Origin of the sequence: Bacillus sp. FSL K6-2869 (genome assembly GCF_040869405.1) — a bacterium.
GTDB lineage: Bacteria > Bacillota > Bacilli > Bacillales > Bacillaceae > Bacillus > Bacillus altitudinis.
In genome coordinates this window covers 2,005,942-2,022,510 of record NZ_CP152035.1, presented here as the reverse complement: position 1 = coordinate 2,022,510, position 16,569 = coordinate 2,005,942, and the positions used below count along the sequence as shown (strand labels likewise).

Here is a 16,569-nt window from a genome sequence, read left to right as displayed (position 1 = left end):
AGAGGTTTTCAAACATGAACGAACAGAATCAAAAACCGAAAAATTTCACCGGCATGGTTGTCTTTTTAACAATTGCCATAAACGGCTTAATTGCTTTATTATTTTTCATGCCAAAAACAGATAAATTTAGTCATCTGGATATTACATTTCTGCCGTTACTGAATGCCGTGATGAACAGTTTTACGTTTATCTTTTTACTTTCAGCGCTCATTATGATTAAACAAAAGAACATTAAAGCCCATAGACGATTTATCTTTGCGGCTTTTTCAACAACACTTGTCTTTTTAATTTCGTATGTGACGTATCATTCAATGGCAGCTGATACACACTTCGGGGGAGAAGGAATCATTCGTCCGATTTACTTCTTTATTCTCATCACACATATCGTCTTATCTGCCGTCATTGTACCGCTTGCACTGATCACTCTCTTTAGAGGCGCACAAATGCAAGTCGAACGTCATCGTAAAATTGCCAGATGGACCATGCCTCTTTGGCTCTATGTCAGTCTAACAGGTGTCATCGTATATATCATGATTTCTCCATACTACAGCTAACGTATGTCCATCTGGGCATACGTTCTTTTATTTACAAGATGAAGTGCTTTGGATAAAATGGGAATTGGGTATCCGACTTGCACGGTATCTTCCCACCTATAGAATCACATCATGTCTGGCCGTTTGCTCGTTTGGAGAACACAATTGAACGAAACGGGGGTTATATGATGACTGAACAATTGCAGTACAAACCGGGTCTTGAAGACATTGTGGCAAGCGAAACGTCAATTTCGTTCCTAGATGTCCAGCAAGAAGAAATTGTGATTCGCGGTTATGACCTCATCGAGCTGGCACAAAGCAAGACGTACTTAGAAACAGCCTATCTGCTCATTTATGGAAGATTACCAGATGCAATGGAATATCACCAATTTCAGCAAGATATTTCCTCACAAACAAGCTTACATCCAACCATTCAAACCATTTTGACAAAACTGCCAAAAACCACTCACCCAATGGATGCCATGAGAACGTGTTTATCAGCTCTTGCAGGGTACGATGAACAACTGAATGATCGATCAGAAGCATGCCAACAAGCGCGTGCCGTTCGATTACTTGGCCAGCTGCCAGCGATTGTTGCGGGAAGCTATCATATTCTCACACAAGACACCACACCTACTCCAGACCAGACCAAATCCTACACTGAAAACTTTCTAGCGATGTTAACAGGCCGCACTCCGGCACAAGACGAAATCAAAGCATTTGACCAAACACTCACGCTTTATAGTGAGCATGAGCTGCCGAATTCAACATTTGCAGCAAGAGTCATTGCATCTACTCATTCTGACATGTATGGTGCTTTTACTGGAGCGATTTCTTCATTAAAAGGTGACTTACACGGAGGCGCAAACGAAGCAGTCATGCACATGCTGCTCGAAGGCAAAACAACAGAAGGTTTCCTTGCGCTCATCGAACGTAAATTAGCCGCAAAAGAAAAAATGATGGGCTTTGGACACCGGGTATATATGAGAAAAATGGACCCAAGAGCGGCTCTTTTAAAACGATCGTTGAAAACGCTTACCGAATCAAAAGGAGACACGACGCTGTATGACATGTGCGTCGCAGGCGAGGCATACATGAAAGAAAAGAAAAACCTCTATCCAAACCTTGATTATTACGCAGCACCTATTTATTACGTGCTCGGCATTCCTATTTCACTTTATACACCGATTTTCTTTGCTGCGAGAGCAAGCGGATTAGCAGCGCATGTCATCGAGCAGCATTCACACAATCGGATTTTTAGACCGAGAGTACGGTATTTAGGACCAAGAGGATTAAAAGTCACAAATGATGATGGAAAAACGGGGGAATGAATATGAATAAAACAGCAGTAGCCAATCAAACAGATCAACTATTAGAAGACATCGCAGCCTATGCCGTGGATGGAGAAATTACGAGCAAAGAGGCCATTGAAACAGCTCGGTATGTACTCATGGATACACTCGGCTGCGGAATGCTGGCGCTCAACTTTCCAGAATGCGCGAAGCATCTTGGACCCATCGTACCTGAAACTGTTGTCCCTAACGGAGCAAGAGTGCCCGGCACTTCATTTGTATTAGATCCTGTTCAAGCGGCGTTTAATATAGGATGTATGATCCGCTGGTTAGATTATAATGACACGTGGCTTGCACAGGAGTGGGGCCATCCATCAGATAACCTGGGCGGGATATTGGCTGTAAGCGATTATATCAGCAGAACGAGGCTTGCAAACGGAGAAGAACCGCTTTCGATGAATGACGTACTGCATGCGATTGTAAAGGCACATGAAATACAAGGTGTGCTTGCTTTAGAAAATTGTTTGAATCGAAATGGCTTGGATCATGTTCTTTTTGTCAAGGTGGCATCAAGTGCAGTCGTTTGTGCAATGCTTGGCGGAACGAAAGAAGATGTGCAGCATGTGTTATCACAAGCATTTGTGGATAATTCACCGCTTAGAACGTACCGGCATGCCCCGAACACAGGATCAAGGAAATCGTGGGCAGCAGGGGATGCCACAAGCCGTGCAGTGAGACTAGCGATGATGACATTGAAAGGAGAAATGGGCTATCAGACGCCCCTCAGTGCAGAAAAGTGGGGATTTGAAGATGTGTTAATGAAAGGAAAACCACTCACACTTGCCCAGCCGCTCGGGTCATATGTGATCGAAAATGTACTCTTTAAAATTGCCTATCCAGCAGAATTTCATGCGCAAACTGCCGCTGAGGCCGCTGTCATTCTACATGACGCGGTAAAAGACCGTTTAGATGAGATTGACAGGATTGAGATTACGACACATGAATCAGCCATTCGAATTATTGATAAAAAAGGACCGCTTTACAACCCGGCAGACCGTGACCATTGCTTGCAGTATATTACGGCCATTGGGTTAATCTATGGTGAGCTGACTGCTGATCATTATGAAGAAGAGACGGCGCAGAATCCGCTCATTGACCGTTTGCGTGATCAAATGATCGTCAAAGAAGATAAACGGTATACAGAAGACTATTTAGATCCGAAAAAGAGATCAATTGCAAACTGTGTTCAAATCTTCTTTAAAGACGGAACGATGACAGATCGAATTGAAATTGAATATCCGCTTGGTCATCGCAGAAGAAGGCAGGAAGGGATCCCGCTGCTTGAAAAGAAATGGGCATATCATTTGAAAACGAGATTTCCACAAAAACAAGTCGATCAAATTGTTTCACTTTGCCAAAATCCAAATCAATTAAAAACAACGACAGTACCAGCATTTATGGATTTATTTGTCATATAAGGGGGAGCTAGTGTGTGGATCGTGAATGATGAAGTAAATCAAGCTGACTTAGCCGCAGCTTTTAAAGAGCAAATGCACAAATCCGCTTTATTTCAAATTCCAGGCGTTCACGATGGAATGTCTGCGCTCTATGCGAGGAAAATGGGATTTCAAGGGCTTTATTTATCGGGTGCCGCTTTTTGCGCAAGCAAAGGGCTTCCTGACCTCGGTATGATTCATTCCACTGAAATGGCGGAAAAGGCAAAGGAAATCATTCGAGCTTCTCAGCTGCCTCTTTTAGTTGATATGGATACTGGCTATGGCGGGGTATTAAATGCAGCCAGGGCAGCAAAAGAAATGGTTGAGAGCAAGGTAGCGGCTGTTCAAATTGAAGATCAGCAAATGCCGAAGAAATGCGGACATTTAAACGGAAAATCACTCGTTTCTGTAGAAGACATGATGGCGAAAATCAAAGCGATCAAACAAGCGGCACCTACACTTCTCGTCATCGCAAGAACAGATGCGAAGTCAGTAAACGGGATGGAGGATGTCATTCACCGGGCGAATCTCTATCTAGAAGCAGGAGCAGATGCCATTTTTCCTGAAGCGCTGATCACAGCAGAAGATTTCACGTATGCTTCAAATAATATAAAAGGGCCGCTTCTTGCAAACATGACGGAGTTTGGAAAAACACCTTATTATCATGCAGACGAATTTTCTATGTTTGGCTTTCAAATGGTGATTTATCCAGTGTCATCCCTGAGAGTTGCTGCAAAAGCGTATGAGCGTTTATTTACAGAGATTAAGGAAAAGGGGACGCAGCAGGGGATGCTGGAGGACATGCAAACGAGAAAGGAGCTATATGAAACGATTCATTATGATGAATATGAAGAAATGGATCAGCATTTAGCCAAGACGATCCTGCCGGAAATCGGGAAAGAGCATTCATAAAATGAAAAGCACTTCCTAAACGGAAGTGCTTTTTTTACGATGATGGTGTGGATGATGAAGCCAATTTCATCTTTTCTTCAACTGTTTTCGTTTTTTCTTTTACTTTTTCAGCATAAGTGAAATCACCGTAGCAATACGGATAGCGGAAGTTATCTTTGTCGCCCCCGCATGTATAGACTTCAGGGTTTCGCTTCACTTGCTTTTTGGAGTATTGCTTTGCCAATTTTTCGGAATGTTTTCCCCCGTTTTTTGCAACAAAATCAATATAGCCGATTCCCATGTTATAGCTTTGAATAATGGTTTCCAAATCAACGCCTTTTTTCTTCCCATGCTTGTACATGGTTGAAAAATGATGGACTCCTTGTTTAATGCTTTTCTGAGGGTCATTGATTTCATTTCGTTTCAAACCAAGAGATTCAGAGGACTGCATTGGATCTCCGCCTCTGCCTTTTGATTCCTGATACATCATACCGAGAATTAACGCGGTATATTGATCTAAATCTTGATCTCTTAACTCTGTTTCTACAAGCGGTTTGTAATCATCCAGTCTCGACAAAACAATTGATTCCGTATCAATCGGCAGCTTTTTTAACTCCTTTTGATTAAAGGAAATGACAATGGCCGCTAATACGCAAACAAACAGAAAAATCGTGAAACAGCCTGAAATGGCAAAACATCCTGTTTTTTTCTTTTTCAAGGTCAGTTCACCCCTGTTTTGCCCCGCTTTTAAAAGGGAAGTACAGCCTTTATATTATGCCATATCCTGCACAGGATACCAAGTGAAAACCTTATATTCAATCATAGCCAAACGTAAATTCTGTTCTTGTTTTCAGTCTATAGCAGAAATAAACAAAACCGATCATGAGCCACACCATGCCGATGATTAATGCATTTGTACTGATGCTTGTTAAGAGCCAAATACAAAAAGCCGTTCCGCAAAGAGGGATGATGGCATACCTCAGTGTGTTTAATACACCTCTTTGTTTTTGTTTGATGAAATAGTAAGCGAAAACTGACAAGTTAACAAACGTAAATCCAATTAATGCTCCGAAGCTGATAAACGAGTAAATGACCTCAAGCTCACCAACAACTGCGGTTAACGAAAAAACACCAATTAATAAAATATTAAATACAGGCGTTTTCAATGTTGGGTGAATGTAACCGAAGAATCGCTTTGGTAATGATTGATCTCTTCCCATCGCATACAAGAGTCTTGCGGCACTCGCATGTGATGATAGGGAGGAAGAGATGACAGCGACCATGGTGCCGGCTAAAAAGAATGAGTGGAGAAACGCGCCGCCCACAAATTCTGCAATTTCAAGTGATGCCGCATCTGGATGCTTGAACTGTTGGAAATTTGGAAACACCTGCTGTAAAAAATAAGAGGTGAGGGTAAACAGCACACCTCCAATAGCGACCGTTAAAAATATGGCGAGAGGAATCGTTCTTTTTGGTTTAATTGTTTCCTCAGACATGGTCGAAATCGCATCAAATCCTAGAAAAGAAAAACATAAAATCGTTGCGCCGGAAAAAATAAGGGCGGGATCTAAGCTCGCTGAATAAAACGGACGGGTTGACAGTAACTCTCCCGTGCCTGCATTCTGCGTGAGCCCATAAACAATAAACCCAACAAATGTCACAGCGACAATCACCTGAAAGGTCACAAATAGCGCTGTAATGTTGGCTGTAAGACGTATACCGATTACATTGACAGTCGTTATGGCGATAGCAAGTATGATGATCCAAATGTAATGAGGTACATCAGGAAAGGCTGCGGTTAAATATGCACTTCCGATTGCAAAATTCACCATAGGCAAAAATAAATAGTCCAGCAATAGTGTCCAGCCTACAAGGAAGCCGACGTGAGGATGAATACTTTTTTGCGCGTATGTATATGCAGATCCTGCTTTTGGAAAAGCCTTCACCATATTCCCATAGCTAAGCGCTGTCAATAGTAATGCCAGTAAAGTAAAGATATAAGCTGCAGCAACGTGTCCTTTCGTCAGCTGAGCAACAATGCCGTATGAATCAAATACGACAAGTGGGTCCATATAAGCAAGCCCGATCACAACAAGTGGAAAAACAGTCAGGCTGCGTTTTAGTCTTGGCTCTTCAGTCAATTTGCCTATCAGCTCCTCTAAAAAAATGAATAAATAATGCTCATTTTAAAAAGAATGCTACCACGTGTCAATGCTATTTGAATAAATCTTTTTTCAAAAGGTGTGGAAGCTTTGCATGCTACACGTTTTGGTATATGATGATACATAGAATAAGTCGTGAGTTGACTGACAAGAAAGGTGAAGCGAAATGAAGGAAGAACTGAATACAAATCAAGAACAGGAACGGATGGAGCTGGACGAAGAAAGTCTATTTCTTGTCTCCCAAACATTTAAAGCCTTATCTGATCCGACGCGTATTCGTATTCTGCATTTGCTGTCTCAAGGTGAACATTCAGTAAATGATATAGCAGAAACACTAAACCTTATGCAATCAACCGTATCTCATCAGCTGCGCTTTTTAAAAAATCTTCGTCTCGTGAAATCTAGACGAGCAGGGACCTCGATTTTTTACAGTCCTGAAGATCAGCATGTGATGGAAGTGCTTGAACAAATGATACACCATGCACAGCATGATTGAGAAAAAACCTTCCTACTTTTATATAGGAAGGTTTTTTATGCATGATGTACTTGGGTTGATCGTTTATTTGCTTTCATCATTTGATAAGAAAACACAATATAGTAAGCCGCTAGAAGGAAAAAGCTGAGTATTGTCAGCGCATCATCGCTGACAATATGCTGATACAATTCAACGATATCCATTTTGGTGATCGCATGTGTTGTCAGATTGACCGATTTAAATGCAAGCCTAGATAAAAACAAACATAAAATAAAGCTTTCAATCCATTTACTTGTTTTCATATACAGCCGGCCATTTTCTAATTTCATCTGAATCGTCTGATAGGCGTGAATGGCGAGACTGCTCCCGAAGATCATGCCAATGACGGCATAGATAAAAATACTGTGATTTTGCCATCCTTCTGATAAGAGAATAAGGGCAGTGAGACTAAATACATACATTCTCATGAAAAGATTTACCGGGCGCACAAGCTGATAGCGTCTCATTCGATTCATTCGAATGATGATCCAGACGAGCATGACGATCCCGATCATGAACAACTGCCATACGTGATGTGTCATGATGCAACCTCCTCCTGCACAGGCAGGGATGTAAACGAATGCTGGCTGTTACTTATCATTACCATTCTTTCTTTTTTTATCAAATCAAAACCTATATTTATGAAAAAGAGGAAAAGTCATGAAAATCGATCGCATTTTGTCCATTGTGATGATACTGATTAGCAAACGGCAAGTACAGGCGAAAGACCTCGCTGAACTACATGAAGTGAGCGTAAGAACCATATACCGTGACATTGATACGATTAATCAAGCGGGGATTCCAGTTGTCACAAAACAAGGCGCAGGGGGTGGAATTTCACTCGTTGACGACTATCGTCTAGAGAAAAAATTATTCACCGATGATGATATTGAACTGATTTTAACAGCTCTTGAAAGCATTACGAGTGCATACACCTTTAAAGAAAGTGAACATGTACTAAAGAAAATGAAATCCCTGATCCCGCCTCAAAATGAGAAACAGCAACATGTCTTTATTGATTTAAGCTCTTGGGGGAAAGACAGCTACTTAGAAAAGAAGCTCCAGCTCATTCATACCGCTGCCTCAGCGCATCAATATATCCAGTTCACCTATCGCAATGCAAAAGGCGAAACACTTCCTAGAAAAGTAGAGCCTTATACACTTGTCTTAAAAGGAAGACACTGGTATTTGTATGCGTATTGCTGCGTGAAAAAAGCGTTTCGTCTGTTTAAACTCAAAAGAATGTCAGACCTTATCACGCATTCAGTATCTTTTCTTCCTAAACGAATAAAAAATGAAGACAAGCCTTGGAATGATTCTTGGCACGAAGAACCTTCCGTCAGTACACTAACGCTCAGGTTGACTGAAGATTCTGTTGGTAAAGTGAAGGAATGGATAGATGAAAATGAATTCACCGTATGTGCAGATGGTACGTATCTTGCCACAATCACTTTGCCTCAGGATGATTGGTTATATAGCTTTCTTTTTTATTTAGGGCCAGATGTCGAGATTGTCTCTCCGCTATCCGTTCGGGAAGCATTTGATCTAAAGTTGAAACAATTTCAAAAACCAAAAGAAACTTGACACAATGTTGTCAGGTTTCTTTTTATATGATGGAAAAAAAGGAGATGAGAATGTATGTACGATATCGTGATTTTACAGAAACAATGGATCAAGGGATTATCTGTTCGAACAACAAATGAAATGGAGCAAACAAACGAGCGGAAGATTGCACCGCTTTGGCAGCAATTTTTCACGCAGCAGCTCGACGGGGGCCATGCGCCAGTCATAGGGCTGTATTCAGATTATGAAAAGGATGAAAATGGCGCTTATTTGTTCACAGCGGGGCAATTGGTTGACCAGCAGCTAGCACAAGATGCAAAAGAGATTCCAGGCTCCACCTACGCAAGATTTCAAACGAGAAAGGGCCCGATTGAAGAGGTTGTGTTTGAAACATGGCAGCAGATTTGGAGCTGGGAACAGCGTCACTTGCGAACATATACTGGCGATTTTGAATGGTACGACGAACGATCGATTGATCCAAAACAAGCACAAATTGATATTTATATAGCAGTCGATGAAAAAATAGTTGCTAAAACTAATGGTATTAGTTAATATAAAACTAACGACATTAGTTTTAGGGGGAAAACAAGATGAGATTGACAACATTTGACCGTTTGCACCAGCTTACACTCATGCCACGTATCTTTCCGGTAAATTGTTATGTATTTGAGGAAGAGAATGAACTCATCTTAATTGATGCAGCTTTGAAAATGGCAGCAAGCTCGATAATTGAATTTGCACATCAATTAAACAAACCCATTAAAAAAATTATTCTGACTCATAGTCATATGGATCATATTGGCGCACTAGATGAAGTGAAAAAGGCTTTTCCAGAGGCAATTGTTTATTTATCGAAACGAGATGCTCGCCTGTTTGCTGGCGATTTCTCTTTACTTCCTGGTGAGCCAGAGAAAAAAGTCAAAGGCAGTTTTTCAAAAGACATTCACACAAAACCAGACGTGCTTGTTGAAGAAGGGGGCGAGATTGGGTCACTGAAAGTCATTGCCACACCAGGACATACACCAGGAAGCATCTCTTTATACGATGAAAAGTCAGGGGTTGTCATTGCGGGTGATGCAGTTGTGACAAAAGGCGGTTTATTTGTAACGGGTGAGTTTCGCTTCACCTTCCCATTCCCGGCTTTTGCCACTTGGGATGCAGAAACAGCACTAAAAAGCGCTGAAAAATTACTGGCACTTCCCTTGTCTTGTCTCGCAGCAGGGCATGGTGATCTCATCATAGAGCCTGAGGCAAAGCTCAGAGCCGCTATCGAAAAAAGGAAGCAGCAGCTACAAAAGGGGGGACAGTAAGCCATGTCTCCAAGAATGGGTATCACACAAGAAAAAATTGTTGAATCTGCCATCGAATTTGTCGATGAGGAGGGCTTTTCCGCTTTGACCATTGCTACATTGTCCAAACGGCTTAACATCAGACCACCATCTCTTTACAACCATATATCCGGTCTTCATGAAATACAGGCAGCTCTTGCTGTTAAGGGGCTGACAATGCTTTGTGAGGCCGGCAAACAAGTTACAGCGGGGCTGGAAAAAGAAGACGCTGTTTTAGCATTTGCAAGACAATATGTTCAATTTGTTCGTCAGCATCCCGGCCTTTATGAGGCTGCTTTTTCACATATGAATGAAAAAGAAGTCAGTGTGGCTGCAGAGAATCTTGCTGATTTTGTCCAATCCATCATGTCTCGTTTTGGTGTAAAAGAAGAGGACATGACGCATGTCGTCAGAGGGCTTAGAAGCTTACTGCACGGTTTTGGAGATATTTCAAACAAAAAAGGATTTCAACGGAAAGAACAGCTTGAAGATAGTGTGAGCTATGCGGTCCGTCTTTATATTGCAGGCATCAAAGAGCAAGAAGATCTGTCTCATTGACAGGTCTTTTTTATGTATCGAACCGATATGATGAAGGAGATGTAAACAAATCAAAACATTTTTTGGGCAAAAAACCAATAAAGATTTGACAGTTTTGTGAAACATGGTATGCTTATTATGTGAAATAATTCACATAGAGGAGTAGAGGCAGATGAAAAGAAAGCCTGTTTATGTGGAAACAACCATTCAAGCACCTATTGAAAAAGTATGGGAGTATACGCAAAATCCAAAGCTTCATGAACAATGGGATTTGCGATTTTCGACCATTTCATTAAATGGACCTAGTGATGAACAGCCCCAATCCTTTTTGTATGAGAAACACCTTGGATTCGGCATTAGTGTAACTGGGACAGGAGCGTATCGAACGAGCGTGAAGGATGAGCGTCATGAAAGAGCATCCTCACTTCAATTTAAATCATCACACCCTTTGTCTTTCATCAAAGAAGGCGGAGGGTATTGGAAATACATGAAAACGAATGATCACATTGTGTTTCAAACGCAATTTGATTATGAAACAAAGGAAGGAAAAGGGTGGAAATGGGCAGACCGGTTCTTTTTTCGGCCAATGATGGGGTTTATGACTGCCTTTAGCTTTGGCGCATTAAAGACGTGGCTTGAAAAGGGAACGCATCCCCGTTTGCTGCTAGAGAGAACACTTGCCCATTATGGCATTTGTTTGTTGTTTGCCATCGTCTGGTTATGTCAAGCGATCATTCCTTTTTCACCTTCTGCTTTTGATCATAGCACCGGATTTCGATTGTTTTATGCGCTATTAGGTGTATCATGGCTCATGCCTAAACTGCCAAAGAAATATATATTCATCCTTCAAAGCATCTTTCTGCTACTGATGCTTGGTATAGGGATTTTATCGCCAGAAACGACTCTGCACGAGCCGCTGGTGCTGAGTGCATTTTTCATTTTATCCGTTGCAGGAATGATTAATTTAAAAGATTGTGTAGATGTGTTTTCGATCAAACGAAAAAGGGGAGGTAGACATGGTCGTTCATCATCATCAAGTAAAGGACTACGATAAGCTGCATCCAACATTAAAAGAACGTTATAATCGCGCGTTTACGGCCGAAGGCATCATGGAGGAAATAGGAGGCGGGACAAAGCTCATCCGATTGTTATTCAAAATCGGTCCATTGTTTCGCTGTTTTTTTCCTGAAAGAGGGCGAAATATTCCCTTCCAAATTGTGAACAAGCCTTTTACGACAAGTAAGGGAGAAGAAGGGATGCACTGGTTTCGAACGTTCTATTTTCCTGACAAGGAAAGACATTTTGATGCAGATATGATCATTGATCAGAAGAGCCATCAAGTACTAGACTACTTTGGAAAACCTAGGCTTCTTGTGTCAGAGCTTCATTTTACAGTCACGGAAAAAGGATTCTTGCACATTCAATCAGGTAAGCAAAAGTTTTTGCTGTTTGGGCGGGAGTGGCCGCTCCCTTCTTGGCTTTATGGTGAATCTGATGTAACAGAAGGGTACGATGAGCATGCAGGTGAGTATACCATTGATGTTCAAGTGAAAAATCGCCTTTTTGGCACTCTTTTTACTTATAAGGGCCGGTTTACGGAAAGGGTGTCACCATATGAATAAATGGCATTTGATGTGTAGCATCATGTTGATGTCTTGCTTTCTCGTTACACGTTTGACGACAGCTCCCATACCAGAATTTTTTGTTTTGATTGCGATTTTATTTTTTCTTCCCGCTTTCTTACACTTTTTTTATCAGGAAGAGAAGAAACGGCAGCAGAAGGGGCTGATCAGCTTCATAATGAAAGCCTTTCCAGTAGCAGCTCTATGTGCAACAGGCGCATTCATCTATCATTCTCTTTGGCTTGCATTGGGATGGCTTTTCTTTACAATGATTCTGGCTTTATTTGGTTTCACCCGTTTGCTGAAAAGAGGGGCCCATCCGCTTCATGAGCTGATGATCGATGGCGCATGTATGTATATCGCTCTAGGTGGGCTTTGGTTCTGGCTGTACATAGCAGATATACAAGTGATGACATTTTCACCGATGATTGTTCTTTTGACAGCTATTCATTTTCATTATTCGGCTTTTTTTATCCCAATCTTTTATGGCTTATTAGGAAGGCAGCGGAAAAAAGAGACGACGTTATACAAAGTGGGTGGCTGGGTTATTTTACTGTCGCCAGTGATGATTGCTGTGGGAATCAGCTATTCTCGCCTGTTTGATACGTTCAGCGTCGTTCTTTATGTGATCGCACTTTATTTGTATGGAGTTTTATGTATGAAAACTTCTTTTCGTTCAACTGTCGCAAAAGGGTTCGTTGTGTTTTCTAGCATCATGTTAATGGGAACGATCGTCCTATCATTCCTTTATTCTGCCGGAATGCTTTTACATGTTACCTACATCAGCATGGATCAAATGATTTGGTTTCATGGCAGTATCAATGCAAGTTTGGTTATTTTACCAGGCCTCATTGGATGGTTGATTGAAAGACCAGCTGATCGATTGAAACAGAAGGATTTTCCGGTATCGAGAGTTCACGGTCGTTTTCAGATCATGTCTTTTCAACATGACGACATGCAGCATGATGAGAAGATTGGTTTAGTCGATTCTCTTGACCAATTAAATGGAAAGGCATTTTCAGCAGAGAGTGTGTCACCTGTTATTCGCAGATTTTATGAGGACCCGATGTCCTTTACGTTAAAAGCAGCCGTCTGTTTTCATTGGTGGGTAAGGCCATTTGTCTTTTTGCTTCAACCTGTTTTTAGACAAATAGGACAACTCTATTTAGGGTCATCACGAATGCCATATGAAATGCCGGGGAGTCTTTCAAGATTTCAACATCCTCTTGAAGAAAGGAAGAATGTACGTGTGTGGATCAGGCGCAATGAGAAAGGCGAGCAAGTCTTTTATGCGCTCTATGCTCAGCACCATGATGAAGAGACAGTCTATATGAATATTGCTTTGCCGCTTCCTTTTTCACAGCTTACGGCTATTTTAAAACCTTTGAATGAAAAGGAAGATTTTCTATTAAAAAGTAAAAGTCCAAAAGGCAGTACGGGTGATGAAGGATTGTATTTGCATACGTCTTTCATCACCATGAAACTGCCAATGGAAGAAAGCTTTCATATGAAACCGAAGACGGAAAAAAGTCTCACAGCGATTCATCAAATGAAGCTATTCGGTATTCCTTTTTTAACGATTCAGTATCAAATCGACAGTGAAAGCCACTCATCTTAATCAATGATGTCGCATGGTTCACCGTGACGAATGATGTTCACAATCGCTTGCCCATCACTCGGATGATGATCTGCATACTGTACTGGCAGTAAAGCAAAAAATACATAGTAGACTGAGAAGTAAGCAAATTGATAGAAAAATTGATGTTCTGGCAGGAAATCGTTGGCGATCATTGTGTTCAATATGAGAACACTGAGCAGGTTGCATAATGATCCGCCTAAGTAGACAAGAATGTGTGAGAAACGGTTATTTCTCCTCATTTCTTCATAGTGGCAAAATGCATCTAGAAAATAGATTCTTCTAATTTCAACGACGCCTATTTTCAATACTTTTTTGCCTCTGCCAAGTGCAAACGAAACCTTTGCTCCAAACAGCCAGGCGACTACAATATGGCCCAGCTGATGCAAGATGGCAACGATAGGAAGAATGACGAAAAACGACCAGCAAAACGTCCACATATCTGATAATGTAAACAAGTGTTAACCCTCCCCGAAATATTCGAGAGGAAGCAGTAGGATTATTTGCCATTTTACCGAATTCACTTTCATGATGCAAACATTTAATAGACTACTATAAAATCATTATGTAAACTAAAAAGGATTTTCAATGAATAGGCTTTTTAACCCTTTCTTTTAGAAGAGTAGGGTGTGCTACAATTAAGAAATTAGTGGAAAACAAGTGGTCATCTAGCAGAAGAAAAATATGACCTTTTTTATGAAAGATTGAAAGGGAGAAAGGGAGAGAGATTTTAATGGCAGATATTGAACAGTTTTTAGCGTTAGACATTCGCGTTGGGACGATAGTAGAAGCAGAATTTTTTGCAGAAGCAAGAGTGCCTGCTTTCAAGCTGAAGATTGACTTTGGGGATGAGATTGGCATAAAACAATCTAGTGCACAGCTGACAAAACGTTATCAGGCTGAGAATCTCACTGGGAAACAAATTATTGCAGTGGTCAATTTCCCGCCAAGAAGAATTGCCGGGTTTAAATCAGAGGTACTTGTCTTAGGAGGCATGCCATCAAAAGAAGACGTTGTCCTGCTTGCCACTGATGACCCGGTTGAAAATGGCACCAAAATAGGGTAAGAAAAAAGACATCTTCATCAGAAGATGTCTTTTGCGTATTGAGGCGGAATAACCACACGCCACATTCGTGTGTGTCTCAAAGAGACGTGTTACCCGACTTACACAATTCAGCTCATCGCTTGATTAATATAGCATGGGATTGGTATGAATGCAACCATTATTTGAGTTCTCTTTGTTTTTGGAAGAAAAAAAGAAGGTTCATCTCCTCATATCATAGAAAAAATGACAAGAAATCAATTATTTGGATTATTTTTTCAAAAAATATTGAAAAGTCAGATCATATTTTATAAAATGAATTCATCTTAGTTTGTTTAATCGATAAACTAAGATGTCGATCATCTATTGATCTATTGTTTAAAGCGAATGATTTGCTGCTATGTGGGCTAAGCTGAAAGAAAGAGATGTTCAGCTTCATTTTTACAACGAATTGAAAGCGCTTTATTTTCGACCTATTGATTGCTGCTGCCCTGCACCATCTGTCCGTTAGAAGAGGCTAAGTGAAGAAGGGAGAAAACTCATGGTGAGTGAGAATTTAAAGAAGATTCGTATGTCTGAAAAAGTGGGATATGCTTCAGGAGATTTCGCATGTAATTTAATTTATGCAACTGTCTCTACGTATCTATTATTTTTTTATACGGATGTCTATGGATTATCAGCAGCAGCAGCAGGGACAATGTTTTTGGTGGTTCGGGCCATCGATGCGCTTGCAGATCCGTTTATTGGGGCGATGGTTGACCGAACGAACAGCCGTTTTGGCCGGTTTAGACCTTATTTGTTATTTGGTGCGTTACCTTTTGCCGTTCTTGCCATTCTTTGTTTTACGACACCGGATTTTTCCGAAATGGGAAAACTCATTTATGCGTACATCACGTATGTTGGTTTATCGCTTACATACACGTTCATCAATGTTCCTTATGGTGCTTTAACTTCCGCAATGACAAGAAATAACCAAGAGGTCGTCAGTATTACGTCTGTTCGTATGCTTTTTGCAAATCTCGGTGGTTTAGTTGTTGCTTTTTTTGTTCCGTTTCTTGCGACGTTTTTGGGTGATACAACAGGAAATACAGCACTTGGCTGGCAGATCACGATGGCATTTCTCGGCGTACTTGGGGGCGGATTACTGATTTTCTGTTTTAAAAGTACGAATGAGCGCGTCACGCTTCAAAAGCCAGAGGAAAAGATCAAGTTCAGTGATCTCTTTGTCCAGTTACGAGTGAATCGTCCGCTTGTTGTGTTAAGCATTTTCTTTATCATTATCTTTGGTGTGAACTCGATCAGCAACTCAGTCGGGATCTATTATGTGACGTATAACCTAGGCAGAGAAGATTTAGTGAAGTGGTACGGCCTGATTGGCAGTCTGCCAGCTTTAATGGTCTTGCCGTTTATTCCTAAGCTGCACAAGTTGTTAGGAAAGAAAAAGCTGCTGAATTATTCATTATTGCTGAATATTGTAGGCCTTCTTGCATTACTTGTGATCCCGCCGAGTCAAATCACTTTAATACTTGTTTTCAGGCTCGTTGCGGCTGCAGGGAGTATTACAGCAGGTGCTTACATGTGGGCACTCATTCCTGAAACTGTTGAATATGGCGAATATAAAACAGGGAAAAGGATGGGCGGACTGATCTACGCAGTGATTGGATTCTTCTTTAAATTTGGGATGGCCTTAGGCGGCATCGTTCCAGGGCTTGTCCTTGACCGATTTGGTTATATTGCAAACCAAGTGCAAACACCAGAAGCTTTACTGGGCATTTTAATCACGACAACGGTGATTCCTGTATGCTTACTAATTTTAGCGATGGTTGATATTAATTTTTATAACCTAGATGAAGAAAAACATAAAAAAGTCGTACGAGAGCTTGAGAATAGAGACAAAGTGTATATCGATCATATGGACGACTTTAAAATGTAGTTCTCTGAAAGAGGAGGAAG

The 16,569-nt window shown here is 41.0% G+C and carries 18 protein-coding genes; 14 read left to right on the top strand and 4 right to left on the bottom strand.

The features are described from left to right. The first annotated feature begins 14 nt into the window (after positions 1-14). From MHI58_RS10275 to prpB, 4 genes are all read left to right on the top strand, one after another. The gene (locus MHI58_RS10275; protein WP_045034991.1) at positions 15-554 is read left to right on the top strand and encodes a DUF420 domain-containing protein; all 540 of its coding nucleotides are present in this window, start codon (positions 15-17) and stop codon (positions 552-554) included. Between the two features lie 167 nt (positions 555-721). After that, positions 722-1,864, top strand: a complete 1,143-nt coding sequence (gene mmgD, locus MHI58_RS10270; RefSeq protein WP_045034990.1) for a citrate synthase — start codon at positions 722-724, stop codon at positions 1,862-1,864. Between the two features lie 2 nt (positions 1,865-1,866). Then, positions 1,867-3,303 (top strand): bifunctional 2-methylcitrate dehydratase/aconitate hydratase, encoded by a 1,437-nt coding sequence (locus tag MHI58_RS10265; protein WP_045034989.1) that lies wholly within the window; start codon positions 1,867-1,869, stop codon positions 3,301-3,303. Between the two features lie 12 nt (positions 3,304-3,315). Further along, on the top strand, positions 3,316-4,233 hold the full coding sequence (prpB, locus tag MHI58_RS10260; protein ID WP_039963936.1) for a methylisocitrate lyase: 918 nt from the start codon (positions 3,316-3,318) through the stop codon (positions 4,231-4,233). Between the two features lie 34 nt (positions 4,234-4,267). Here prpB and MHI58_RS10255 read toward each other — a convergent pair whose 3' ends face one another. After that, entirely contained in the window at positions 4,268-4,930 is a 663-nt protein-coding gene (locus tag MHI58_RS10255; RefSeq protein WP_017359484.1) for a lysozyme family protein, read from the bottom strand. Between the two features lie 97 nt (positions 4,931-5,027). Further along, positions 5,028-6,353: an APC family permease gene (locus tag MHI58_RS10250; protein ID WP_236809924.1), complete on the bottom strand. Its 1,326-nt coding sequence runs from the start codon at positions 6,351-6,353 to the stop codon at positions 5,028-5,030. Positions 6,354-6,540: 187 nt separating this feature from the next. On the opposite strand from MHI58_RS10250, the gene czrA reads away from it, so the two are divergent. Next, positions 6,541-6,870, top strand: coding sequence for a Zn(II)-responsive metalloregulatory transcriptional repressor CzrA (gene czrA, locus MHI58_RS10245; protein ID WP_007500691.1), 330 nt, complete (start codon positions 6,541-6,543; stop codon positions 6,868-6,870). Between the two features lie 35 nt (positions 6,871-6,905). On the opposite strand, the gene MHI58_RS10240 is transcribed toward czrA, so the two are convergent. Next, positions 6,906-7,430: a hypothetical protein gene (locus tag MHI58_RS10240; RefSeq protein WP_025207492.1), complete on the bottom strand. Its 525-nt coding sequence runs from the start codon at positions 7,428-7,430 to the stop codon at positions 6,906-6,908. A gap of 118 nt (positions 7,431-7,548) precedes the next feature. Here MHI58_RS10240 and MHI58_RS10235 point away from each other — a divergent pair, with 118 nt between their 5' ends. From MHI58_RS10235 to MHI58_RS10205, 7 genes are all read left to right on the top strand, one after another. Further along, positions 7,549-8,472 (top strand): YafY family protein, encoded by a 924-nt coding sequence (locus tag MHI58_RS10235; RefSeq protein ID WP_048002888.1) that lies wholly within the window; start codon positions 7,549-7,551, stop codon positions 8,470-8,472. 54 nt (positions 8,473-8,526) lie between these two features. Beyond that, on the top strand, positions 8,527-9,003 hold the full coding sequence (locus MHI58_RS10230; protein ID WP_007500687.1) for a GyrI-like domain-containing protein: 477 nt from the start codon (positions 8,527-8,529) through the stop codon (positions 9,001-9,003). Positions 9,004-9,041: 38 nt separating this feature from the next. Continuing rightward, positions 9,042-9,761: an MBL fold metallo-hydrolase gene (locus MHI58_RS10225; protein ID WP_058214066.1), complete on the top strand. Its 720-nt coding sequence runs from the start codon at positions 9,042-9,044 to the stop codon at positions 9,759-9,761. Positions 9,762-9,764: 3 nt separating this feature from the next. Further along, complete coding sequence (locus tag MHI58_RS10220; protein WP_008346533.1) at positions 9,765-10,337, top strand: TetR/AcrR family transcriptional regulator; 573 nt, start codon at positions 9,765-9,767, stop codon at positions 10,335-10,337. 151 nt (positions 10,338-10,488) lie between these two features. After that, on the top strand, positions 10,489-11,370 hold the full coding sequence (locus MHI58_RS10215; RefSeq protein WP_007500684.1) for a hypothetical protein: 882 nt from the start codon (positions 10,489-10,491) through the stop codon (positions 11,368-11,370). Further along, the gene (locus MHI58_RS10210; RefSeq protein WP_048002886.1) at positions 11,333-11,938 is read left to right on the top strand and encodes a DUF4166 domain-containing protein; all 606 of its coding nucleotides are present in this window, start codon (positions 11,333-11,335) and stop codon (positions 11,936-11,938) included. The genes MHI58_RS10215 and MHI58_RS10210 overlap by 38 nt, the downstream gene beginning before the upstream one ends. Further along, positions 11,931-13,556 (top strand): YndJ family protein, encoded by a 1,626-nt coding sequence (locus MHI58_RS10205; RefSeq protein WP_368004317.1) that lies wholly within the window; start codon positions 11,931-11,933, stop codon positions 13,554-13,556. The genes MHI58_RS10210 and MHI58_RS10205 overlap by 8 nt, the downstream gene beginning before the upstream one ends. Here MHI58_RS10205 and MHI58_RS10200 read toward each other — a convergent pair. Then, positions 13,553-14,032, bottom strand: a complete 480-nt coding sequence (locus MHI58_RS10200; protein WP_007500681.1) for a hypothetical protein — start codon at positions 14,030-14,032, stop codon at positions 13,553-13,555. The genes MHI58_RS10205 and MHI58_RS10200 overlap by 4 nt on opposite strands. Before the next feature lie 275 nt (positions 14,033-14,307). Here MHI58_RS10200 and csaA point away from each other — a divergent pair, with 275 nt between their 5' ends. Then, positions 14,308-14,640, top strand: coding sequence for a chaperone CsaA (gene csaA / locus MHI58_RS10195; RefSeq protein WP_045034983.1), 333 nt, complete (start codon positions 14,308-14,310; stop codon positions 14,638-14,640). A 517-nt stretch (positions 14,641-15,157) separates the two neighbouring features. After that, positions 15,158-16,549 carry an MFS transporter gene (locus tag MHI58_RS10190; protein WP_045034982.1) on the top strand — a complete coding sequence of 464 codons (1,392 nt, stop codon included), beginning with the start codon at positions 15,158-15,160 and terminating at the stop codon, positions 16,547-16,549. The last annotated feature ends 20 nt before the right edge of the window (positions 16,550-16,569 follow it).

Bases quoted from the DNA above. Each gene is read 5' to 3' on its own strand.
- MHI58_RS10235 (WP_048002888.1), top strand. From the start codon at position 7,549: ATGAAAATCGATCGCATTTTGTCCATTGTGATGATACTGATTAGCAAA.
- MHI58_RS10225 (WP_058214066.1), top strand. From the start codon at position 9,042: ATGAGATTGACAACATTTGACCGTTTGCACCAGCTTACACTCATGCCA.
- MHI58_RS10230 (WP_007500687.1), top strand. From the start codon at position 8,527: ATGTACGATATCGTGATTTTACAGAAACAATGGATCAAGGGATTATCT.
- MHI58_RS10240 (WP_025207492.1), bottom strand. From the start codon at position 7,430: ATGACACATCACGTATGGCAGTTGTTCATGATCGGGATCGTCATGCTC.
- MHI58_RS10190 (WP_045034982.1), top strand. From the start codon at position 15,158: ATGGTGAGTGAGAATTTAAAGAAGATTCGTATGTCTGAAAAAGTGGGA.
- MHI58_RS10265 (WP_045034989.1), top strand. From the start codon at position 1,867: ATGAATAAAACAGCAGTAGCCAATCAAACAGATCAACTATTAGAAGAC.
- csaA (WP_045034983.1), top strand. From the start codon at position 14,308: ATGGCAGATATTGAACAGTTTTTAGCGTTAGACATTCGCGTTGGGACG.
- MHI58_RS10210 (WP_048002886.1), top strand. From the start codon at position 11,333: ATGGTCGTTCATCATCATCAAGTAAAGGACTACGATAAGCTGCATCCA.
- czrA (WP_007500691.1), top strand. From the start codon at position 6,541: ATGAAGGAAGAACTGAATACAAATCAAGAACAGGAACGGATGGAGCTG.
- mmgD (WP_045034990.1), top strand. From the start codon at position 722: ATGACTGAACAATTGCAGTACAAACCGGGTCTTGAAGACATTGTGGCA.
- MHI58_RS10275 (WP_045034991.1), top strand. From the start codon at position 15: ATGAACGAACAGAATCAAAAACCGAAAAATTTCACCGGCATGGTTGTC.
- MHI58_RS10215 (WP_007500684.1), top strand. From the start codon at position 10,489: ATGAAAAGAAAGCCTGTTTATGTGGAAACAACCATTCAAGCACCTATT.
- MHI58_RS10220 (WP_008346533.1), top strand. From the start codon at position 9,765: ATGTCTCCAAGAATGGGTATCACACAAGAAAAAATTGTTGAATCTGCC.
- MHI58_RS10205 (WP_368004317.1), top strand. From the start codon at position 11,931: ATGAATAAATGGCATTTGATGTGTAGCATCATGTTGATGTCTTGCTTT.